Here is a 9,239-nt window from a genome sequence, read left to right as displayed (position 1 = left end):
GGGCCCGCGTGGGCGCGCGCGCGGGGGGTGCGGGGCCCCGACCCCCGTCGGGCGGGGCGGCGCGCACCTCGCAGGCGCCCGCCCGCTGTCGGTGCAGATTCCTACCGGTCGCGCAGGGCGTACGGCTCGATCGCGCCGCGCTCCAGTGCCCGCGCGTCGATGGTTTCGGCGCGGTAGGGGAGCAGGGCGAGGCGGTCGCGCATGCCGCGGACCGGGTCGTCGATCTTCTCGTTCAGGCCGAACAGGAAGGTCCACTCGTGCTCGTCGCTGCCGTAGGGGACCACGGTGGCGAACTGCTCGTGGAAACGGCCCCACGAACGCTTCAGCGTTTCGTTGCGCCACATGGTCGCGCAACCGGCCTGGGCCGACAGCACGCCGCCGGGGGCGAGCAATGCCTTACATCGGGACAGGAACTCCGCCTCGTAGAGGCGGTTGTGCTGGGCATCCTCGACGCGCTCGTCGGGCAGATCGATGACGATCACGTCGTAGCGGGTGCCGGCTTCCTGAGCCTTGGCCAGGAAATCCCAGCCGTCGGCGTAGTGCACGTGGATCGGGCCCTCGTGCGCCACGGCGGCGGTGAGCTCGGCGGTGGTGTAGCCGTAGGGCAGGTGCTCGGCGCACAGCTCCACTTCGCGCTGATCGATATCGACATGGTCGACCAGGGTCGCCCCGGCCGCCACCGACATCTGCGAGGCCACACCCTCACCGGAACCGATGATCAGCACCCGATCGAGCTTCTCCGCCAGCACGAACGCCGGGACCATCATGGCCTCGTGGTAGGTGACCTGGGAGAACTCGGTGGACTGGCGATCGTCGTCGGAGAACAGGGAGATCCCCTGATCGGTCCGCGCGATCACCATGTGCTGGAACGGGGTGTTGGTATCGACGATCACCTCGTGCAGATCCCAGATCCGGGTCAGGCCGTCGCCCACCGGTTCGTAGATCTTCTCGGCGCCGTGGCCACGCTGGACCACCTGCATCCGAACAGTGGTGGGGGACAACTTGTCTCGGAGCAGTTCGACTGCTTTCGTCGCGCCCGCACCGATGCTGCCGCAGGTGAAGACGTCGACGAAGATGTCGCCGGACTCCGGATAAGTGTGAATCGAGGCGTGAGACTCCGACAACAGCGCGAGGACGGTCACCCCCTGCGGATCGAACTTTTTATGTACGACTTCGCAGATGGTGACGCCCGCCGCGATCAAAGACTCACGCAACGCCGATTCGAGTCGTTCGAGATCGTCACACAGGTCTGTGTCGACGCCACCGAACTCGGCCAGCACGTGCCAACCGGTGAATTCCGCCGTCATGGGCAAACTCACTCTCGCTCAGCGCCCGAGACATGAACGGTCAAGGGCGGAAAACCATTGAAGGACACCGACGAGTAACTCGCGGTATAGGCGCCGGTGTGCAGGATCTGAATCCGGTCACCGGCTCGCAACGTGGTCGGCAGAAGGACCTTCGTGCGTTGATACAGTACATCGTCGCCGTCGCAGGTCGGACCCGCGACCACCGCCTCCTCGACCGGATCGCCGTCGCGATCGGTGACGAAACGGTAGGCGATGTACTCGTTCTCAGTCTCGGCCATACCGTTGTATCGGCCGATGTCGAGATACACCCAGCGCCGGCCGTCCGGCGCGAAACGCACGCCGACGACCTCGGCGTGAATGGTGCCCGCGTTACCCACCAGCGCACGGCCGGGTTCCACGATCAGGCCGGTGGCCGCGGGCAGGAACTCGGCGGCGGCGCTCGAAATGGCGGCCGCGATCGCGTCGAGTTCGGGGGCTTGCTCGGCGTAGGAGATCGGCAGACCGCCGCCCACATTGACCGCCGTGACGTGAATGTTCTTGTCCGCCAGCGCCTTGACGATCTCACCGGCCTGCTCGATGCCGATCCGCCAGGCGGCGGGGTCGAGCTGCTGGGAGCCGACGTGGAAATAGGGGCCGCCGACCGTCAGGCCCAGATCGTGGGCGCGCACCAGCAGTCGCAGGGCTTCGGCGGGCGAGCACCCGAACTTGGTGCCGAACGGTGTCCGTGATTCGGGGGCCGAGGACAGGAAGCGGCACTCGACCTCGGAGCCGGGCGCGTGCTCGGCGATGCGGTCGAGGTCGTCTTCGGTGTCGAAGGCGTAGCGGCGCACGCCGAGGGCGAAGGCGCGCGCGATGTGGGCGCTCTTCTTGATCGGGTTGCCGTAGCAGAGCCGCTCGGGGGCGACGCCGAGCTCGAGGCACTGGTCGATCTCGCCGATGCTGGCGACGTCGAATTCGGCGCCCTCGTCGTCGAGCAGGGCGATCAGTTCGGCCACCGGTGCCGCCTTGACCGCGTACCTGATCCGGGTGCCCGCGGAGACGGCGGCGTCGAGGGTTCGGTAATTGGCACGTACCCGCTCAGGGTCGATGACAAGGTACGGGGATTCGGGCAACGGTGAACTTTCTCCTCGGCGGCCGGGAGAGACTATCAGCGGCGCCTACCCAACAACGAATCCGTCAAACATTCGTCATATTGGTCATAGGCAGCTGGTATTACTCAGCCTGCTATGACTGTGACCTCGTCGAACACGACCTCGCCCGCGGCGTCGGACTCCTCGAGATCCACGATCGCCGTCAGCGCCCAGCCGTGATCGCCGGCCGGGTCGTCGATCACCTGGCGCACATGCCAGAAACCGGGCCGCTGCTCCACTGCGAACAGCTGCGGGCCGCGCGCGTCGGGACCGGTACCGATCGTGTCGTACTCGTCGAAATAGGGGGCGAAGTCCTCGGCCCAGTCGGGGCCGGTGCCCAGCTCGTCGAGTTCGTACCAGCGGCGACGCGACGCCAGCTCCACGCGGCGGAACATGGCGTTGCGGACCATGATCCGGAAGGCGCGTTCGTTGGCGGTGATCGGGCGCACCGTTTCGGCGCCGAAGGCGATCTGCTGGGCGTCGTTCTCGGCGCCCGGGTTGGTGAGTTGTTCCCACTCGTCGAGCAGGCTCGAGTCGACCTGGCGGATCAGTTCGCCGAGCCATTCCGTGAGATCGTCGAGATCCTCGGTGCGCGCGGCATCGGGCACGGTGCGGCGCAGGGCACGGTAGGCGTCGGCGAGGTAGCGAAGCACGACGCCCTCGGATCGGGTCAGTTCGTAGTGCGAGATCAGTTCGGCGAAGGTCATCGCGCGCTCGATCATGTCGCGCACCACCGACTTCGGCGACGGCGCGAATTCCGACACCCAGGGATGACCGGCCCGGTAGGTCTCGAACGCGGGGTCGATCAGCTCGGACAGGGGCTTGGGCCAGGTGACCTCTTCGAGCAGCTCCATCCGCTCTTCGTATTCGATGCCGTCGGCCTTCATCTCGGCGACGGCGGCGCCACGGGCCTTGTGCTGCTGGGCCATCAGCAGTTGGCGCGGGTCCTCGAGGGTCGCCTCGATCAGGGAGACCACATCGAGGGTGTAGGTGGGGCTTTCGCGATCCAGGAGTTCGAACGCGGCCAGCGCGAACGGCGACAGCGGCTGATCGAGGGCGAAGTCGCGTTGCAGGTCGACGGTGAGCCGCGCCATCCGGCCCTTCGCGTCGGGTTCGGAAAGTTGTTGCACCACACCGGCATCGCGCAGCGAACGGTAGAGGCGGATGGCGCGCAGGATGTGCTTGCGCTGCGCGGGCCGCGGCTCGTGGTTGTCCTCGAGCAGGTGACGCATCGCGTAGAAGCAGTTGCCGGGGCGCGCGATCACGTTGAGCAGCATCGAGTTCGTCACCGCGAAGCGCGAGACCATCGGCTCGGGTGGGGCGGCGATGAGCCGGTCGAAGGTCTCCTCGCTCCACGACACGAAACCCTCGGGAGGCTTGCGGCGCACCACTTTGCGCTGCTTCTTCGGGTCGTCGCCCGCCTTGGCGATCAGGCGGGTGTTCTCCACCTCGTGCTCGGGTGCCTGCACCACCACCGTGCCCATGGTGTCGTAGCCCGCACGGCCCGCGCGTCCGGCGATCTGGTGGAACTCACGGGCTTTGAGCCTGCGGGTGCGCACACCGTCGTATTTGGTGAGCCCGGTGAGCAGCACGGTGCGGATCGGGACGTTGATGCCGACGCCGAGGGTATCGGTGCCGCACACCACTTTCAGCAGGCCGTCCTGGGCGAGTTTCTCCACCAGGCGGCGATATTTGGGCAGCATTCCCGCGTGGTGCACGCCGATGCCGTGGCGGATCAGGCGCGAGAGCGTCTTACCGAAGCCCGACGCGAACCGGAAATCGCCGATGGCGGTGGCGATCGCGTCCTTCTCGGCACGGGAGGCGAAGTTCACGCTCGTCAGTGCCTGCGCGCGTTCGAGGGCGGCGGCCTGGGTGAAGTGCACGACGTAGACCGGTGCCTGGTGGGTGGTCACCAGCTCTTCGAGGGTTTCGGTGATGGGGGTACGCACGTACGAGAACGTCAGTGGGACAGGACGTTCGGTGCCCGCGACCACCGTGGTCGAGCGGCCGGTGCGCGTCTCGAGATCGGCGGCGAAGAAGTCCACCTCGCCCAACGTCGCCGACATCAGCAGGAATTGGGCACGGGGGAGTTCGATGATCGGCACCTGCCACGCCCAGCCGCGGTCGGGGTCGGCGTAGAAGTGGAACTCGTCCATCACGATCTGGCCGACCTCGGCCGCCGCGCCCTCGCGCAACGCCAGGTTGGCCAGGATCTCCGCGGTGGCGCAGATGATCGGGGCGTCGGCGTTGACCGCCGCGTCACCGGTCACCATGCCGACGTTCTCCGCGCCGAACACCTCACACAGCGCGAAGAACTTCTCACTGACCAGGGCCTTGATCGGCGCGGTGTAATAGCTGCGCTGCCCGTTGGCCATCGCGAACAGGTGCGCGCCGACCGCCACCAGAGACTTTCCGGAGCCGGTCGGCGTCGCCAGAATGACATTGGACCCCGACGCCAACTCCATCAGCGCCTCGTCCTGCGCTGGATACAGGGATGTGCCCTGCTCGGCGGCCCACGCCGCGAACGACTCGTAGAGCGCGTCGGCGTCGGTCCCGGGAATTTCCAGCAGGTCGGTCAGATCCACTCCGACCACCCTAGTCTGCGCAGCGGGCGAAGCCCTCGTCAGACCTGCGCACGGCCGGAGCGAAGGCGGAGGTACGCCTAGTGGGTGTTGTGGGTCAGTCCTTACCGTCGCCGGAGGTGTCGTCGTAACCACCTTGCTCGGCCAGGAAGCGCTCGAACTCCGCGCCGAGCTCCTCACCACTGGGCAGTTCGCCGTCGGCGGCCAGCAGGCTCGACTGGCGTTCCTGGGCGGTGACGAAGCTGTCGTACTGGCGTTCCAGCGCTGTGACGACCGTCTCCACCTCCTCGTTGCCGGCGATGTGCTCGGCGACCTGCTCGCGCACGCGCGCGGCCGCCTCGCCCAGCGCCGAGAGCGGCAGGTCGAGGCCCGCGTTGTCGGCGAAATTCTCCAGCAGCGTCTGCGCGGCCTCAGGGTAATCGGTCTGGGCCAGGTAATGCGGCACGTGCACCGAGAATCCGAGCGATTCGTGGCCGTGCTGCGCCATCCGGTACTCGAGCAGCGAGGACGCGCTGCCCGGCACCTGCAACTCGCCCGGCCAGCGCTGGTGCTCGCCGATCAGCGAACGATCCGAGGAGTGCGCGGTGACACCGAGCGGACGGGTGTGCGGGATGGCCATCGGAATCGCCGACAGGCCGATCGTGCGGCGCACGCCGAGCTGTTCGGCAAGCAGCCGCACCGCGGTGGTGAACTTCTCCCAGCGCAGATCTGGTTCCAGGCCCGAGAGCAGCAGGAACGGGGTGCCCGCGGTGTCGCGCAGCGCCCACAGGTTCAGTTCCGGCTCGGCGTAATCGGCGAAATGATCGGTCTGGAACGTCATCAGCGGACGGCGTGAGCGGTAGTCGAGCAGCTCGTCGACATCGAAGGACGCGACCAGTTCCGATTCGAGGCTCTCGCGCAGATGGGTCGTCGCCAGGCGCACGGCGTGTCCGGCGTCGGTGAAACCTTCCAGGCCGTGCACGAGTACGGGGCCCGCACCGTCGTCCGAGGACAACTGCGGCGCCGGGAACTCCAGTTCGTACATATGCGACTGGTCATCCATCGCGTTTCTCCTTCCTGCGCGGTCCACCATCGCTCGCGGGGGTGGGGAAGCGGATCTCCATTGTCCCCCACGCGAGCTAGTGCCATCGCACACGGCCGGGGACGGCTCGTCCTGGTAGGCAACAGCACGGACACGCCGCGCATTCCCGCCCGGCGTGGCGCGACCGGGCCGATCGGCGCGGTGGGGCACAGTGAACGGTGTGAACGTGGCGCAGACGACACCGATCCGCGTGGGTGATCCGGCCTTGCGCCGCTGGTGGCTGGGGTTGGCGGCAGTGTCGTTGGCACTCACCGGGTGCGCGCAGAGTGTCAGTGGGACGCCGGTCGCCGAGAGTGCGGTGTCGGTGCGGCAGGTCGAGGGTTCGCTGGCCGAACTACTGCCGCCACCTTCGCGGTTTCCGGCCCGATACCCGGCGGTGGTGCTGCCTGCACAGGCGGCGACGGCGGCGGCGGCCGATCTCGACGGCGTGGGGGCGGGCGCATCGGTCAGCCCGGCGCAGTGCACGCCGATCGAGGCAGAGCCCGGTGGGGAACCCGCGGCGGTGGCGGTCGGGACCGACGATGCGAGCCGGGCCACCCTCACCGTCGAATTGTCGCGGAGCGCCGAACCGGTGGCCCGGCTGCGCGATCGACTCCACGAATGCGGGCAGATCCAGGTTCGGCGGGCCGGTGCCGGCTCCACCGTCACAACCGTGCTCGACCAGGCTGTGCCTGACGGTACCGATGATGCGATAGCGTTGCGGCGCACCGTGGTTCCCGAGGTCGGTGGTGTGGGGCTCACGCAGACGATGCAGACCTCGATCGGGCAGATCGGCGACGTGCGAATCACGTTGACGTCGATGACTTTCGGTGCGGGACAACCGGATACGGCCGCTGTGGACGAGATGTTCGCGACAACCGTTGCCTCCGTACGAGGCAGCTGACGGATCTACCACGAGGCGGTGACAGATTCGCCGACGGCGCATCGCCGGGACCGGGGTTACTCCACAGTGTCGGCGCTACTCACAGGGCGGATAAAAGCCCAGGTCGGCGCACCCGGTGTGCGGTAGACGGCGGGCACGGTGGAGCCATGACGCCTTCGACGAACCCCACCCGCCGGGCCGAGCGCACCGGGCCGTTTCCCCGCGCACTCGGCTGCGCCGAATCCACCCCCCGCTATCCCGGCGGACTGCCACGCCCACCACTGCGGGTCGACGAACCCGGTGAACTGATCGCCGCCCTGCCCGCGATGCTCGGCTTCGTTCCCGAGCGATCCCTCGTTGTCGCCGTTCTGCACGAGGTGGCGGGTGGCGCGGCCGAGGCAATCGAGGCAGTGGTGCGCTTCGACCTCGACGTGGCCACCGATATGCGACTGCTCGACCAGTTCACCGCCTGCCTGGCATCGATCTGCTTGCGCGAAGAGGCAACCGGGGTGCTCGCCGTCTTCGTCGAGGACCGCGCCGAGTTCGAGGGCGAGGAAGTCTTGCGTGCGGCCGAATTGATCGACGTGCTCGCCGAGGACGGTATCGCGGTGCGCGGTGCCTGGTCGGTGCCCGCGATCGCGGTGGGCGAGCGCTACAGCAGCGTGTTCGGCACGGTCGGGACCGGCCTGGTCGCCGATCCGTCATCATCGATCGTGGCGCTGTCACATGTGCTGGAAGGCAAGCAGATTCGCGGTTCCCGCCACGAGATGACCGCGCTGATGATTCCCGACGACCTGCTGAGCGCGCGAGTGCGTGCACAGCTCGGGGCGGCGGACGCGCGGTACCGGGGTGGGCTGGCCGCGGCGACGCGCGCCGGGAACACGGCCGCCTACCAGCGGCGGGCACTGGAATGGGTGCTGTGGCAGATCGCCGACACCGCCTCCGGCGCACCGCGGGCCGATCGCGAACTCGCGCGACTGGCCGCGACCCTGCGTGACCGGCCGATCCGCGACGCCATGTACGGGCTGGCACTGGGCGATCACGCCGAAGCCGCCGAGCTGCTGTGGGCGCAGCTGGCTCGGGCGACTCCAGGTACCGACCGCGCCGAAGCAGCGGCCCTGCTGGGTTTCAGCGCCTACCTGCGCGGCGACGGACCGTTCGCCGGTGTCGCTATCGCCGCCGCCGTCGAGGCCGACGCCGAGCACGCGATGGCGGCGCTGCTGGAGACGTCGCTGCAGACCGGATTGCGGCCCGAACGGCTACGCAGACTCGCGCATTGCGGTCACCAGATCGCCGCCGATCTCGGGGTCGACATCGGCCCGATCGCACCGTGAGGCGGGCGTTTCAGCGAGCGCTGTGGGCTTTCGTGCCGAGGGAGCGCAGGAAATCCCAAGCGTCGGAGACGATCTCGTCGAGGTCATTGTGCTCTGGTTGCCAGCCCAGTTCGGCCACCGCGCGGTCACTGGAGGCGATCAATACGGCCGGATCGCCCGCGCGCCGCGGTGCGTCGATCGTCTCGATCGGCAGGCCGGTGACCCGCTCGCACGCCGAGATCACTTCGCGCACCGAGAAACCGGTGCCCGAACCGAGGTTGCAGATCCGGTGTGTGCCCGGCTGCGACGACGACAGCGCGAGCAGGTGTGCCTGCGCCAGATCGCGGATGTGGATGTAGTCGCGCACACACGTACCGTCCGGCGTCGGCCAGTCGGTGCCGTACACCGAAATGGCCTTGCGGTGACCCAGTGCCACCTGCAACACGAGGGGGATCAGATGTGTTTCCACGACCCGGTTCTCGCCGAGCCCGGCATACGCGCCTGCCACGTTGAAGTAACGCAGGCTGGTCGCGGCCAGATCGTGCGCCGCCGCATAGGAGGTGATGGCGTGATCGATGGCCAGCTTGCTCGCACCGTAGGGATTGGTGGGGCGAGTGGGCGAGTCCTCGGTGATCGGGACCTGCTCGGGCTCGCCGTACACCGCGGCCGTGGAGGAGAACACCAGGCGCGGCGTGCCGGTCTCCCGGATCGCCTCGAGCAGCGTCAGCGTCTTCACGACATTGCCGTGCCAGTACTTCTCCGGCTGCTCCACCGACTCGCCGACCAGCGACTGTGCCGCGAAATGCAGGACGCCGTCGAAGGATTCGGCACGCAGCAGTTCGGGGGCGGGGGGGGGGGGAGGGGGGGGGACGAAAAAGAGAGCGCGCCGCGCGGCCAGGGGCGGGACAGGGGGAAAGGGGGAGGGAGAGAACAACACAAGAGGCGCAAGGGAAAAAACAAAACA

General features: G+C 68.0%; 6 protein-coding genes and 1 pseudogene. 2 read left to right on the top strand and 5 right to left on the bottom strand.

The window, feature by feature from the left end:
• Positions 1 to 101 precede the first annotated feature (101 nt).
• The 4 genes from speD to ACFWPX_RS35745 form a co-directional block, all read right to left on the bottom strand.
• Positions 102 to 1,307, bottom strand: a complete 1,206-nt coding sequence (speD, locus tag ACFWPX_RS35760) for an adenosylmethionine decarboxylase (RefSeq protein WP_378914892.1) — start codon at positions 1,305 to 1,307, stop codon at positions 102 to 104.
• A gap of 8 nt (positions 1,308 to 1,315) precedes the next feature.
• Entirely contained in the window at positions 1,316 to 2,419 is a 1,104-nt protein-coding gene (locus tag ACFWPX_RS35755) for a type III PLP-dependent enzyme (RefSeq protein ID WP_378933155.1), read from the bottom strand.
• A 104-nt stretch (positions 2,420 to 2,523) separates the two neighbouring features.
• On the bottom strand, positions 2,524 to 5,022 hold the full coding sequence (locus tag ACFWPX_RS35750; protein ID WP_378914888.1) for a DEAD/DEAH box helicase: 2,499 nt from the start codon (positions 5,020 to 5,022) through the stop codon (positions 2,524 to 2,526).
• 94 nt (positions 5,023 to 5,116) lie between these two features.
• Positions 5,117 to 6,061: a proteasome assembly chaperone family protein gene (locus ACFWPX_RS35745; protein WP_378914886.1), complete on the bottom strand. Its 945-nt coding sequence runs from the start codon at positions 6,059 to 6,061 to the stop codon at positions 5,117 to 5,119.
• Positions 6,062 to 6,260: 199 nt separating this feature from the next.
• Between ACFWPX_RS35745 and ACFWPX_RS35740 the strand changes: the two genes are divergently transcribed.
• Positions 6,261 to 6,983 carry a sensor domain-containing protein gene (locus ACFWPX_RS35740; protein ID WP_378933152.1) on the top strand — a complete coding sequence of 241 codons (723 nt, stop codon included), beginning with the start codon at positions 6,261 to 6,263 and terminating at the stop codon, positions 6,981 to 6,983.
• 146 nt (positions 6,984 to 7,129) lie between these two features.
• The gene (locus ACFWPX_RS35735) at positions 7,130 to 8,296 is read left to right on the top strand and encodes a DUF4192 domain-containing protein (protein WP_378933149.1); all 1,167 of its coding nucleotides are present in this window, start codon (positions 7,130 to 7,132) and stop codon (positions 8,294 to 8,296) included.
• Positions 8,297 to 8,306: 10 nt separating this feature from the next.
• Here ACFWPX_RS35735 and galE read toward each other — a convergent pair.
• Positions 8,307 to 9,122, bottom strand: a pseudogene (gene galE / locus ACFWPX_RS35730) (UDP-glucose 4-epimerase GalE); the annotation flags it as partial.
• Positions 9,123 to 9,239 lie beyond the last annotated feature (117 nt).

The sequence above is a fragment of the Nocardia sp. NPDC058518 genome, assembly GCF_042719655.1.
In the GTDB taxonomy this organism is placed as follows: Bacteria; Actinomycetota; Actinomycetes; order Mycobacteriales; family Mycobacteriaceae; genus Nocardia.
This window is presented reverse-complemented; position numbering and strand designations above follow the sequence as displayed.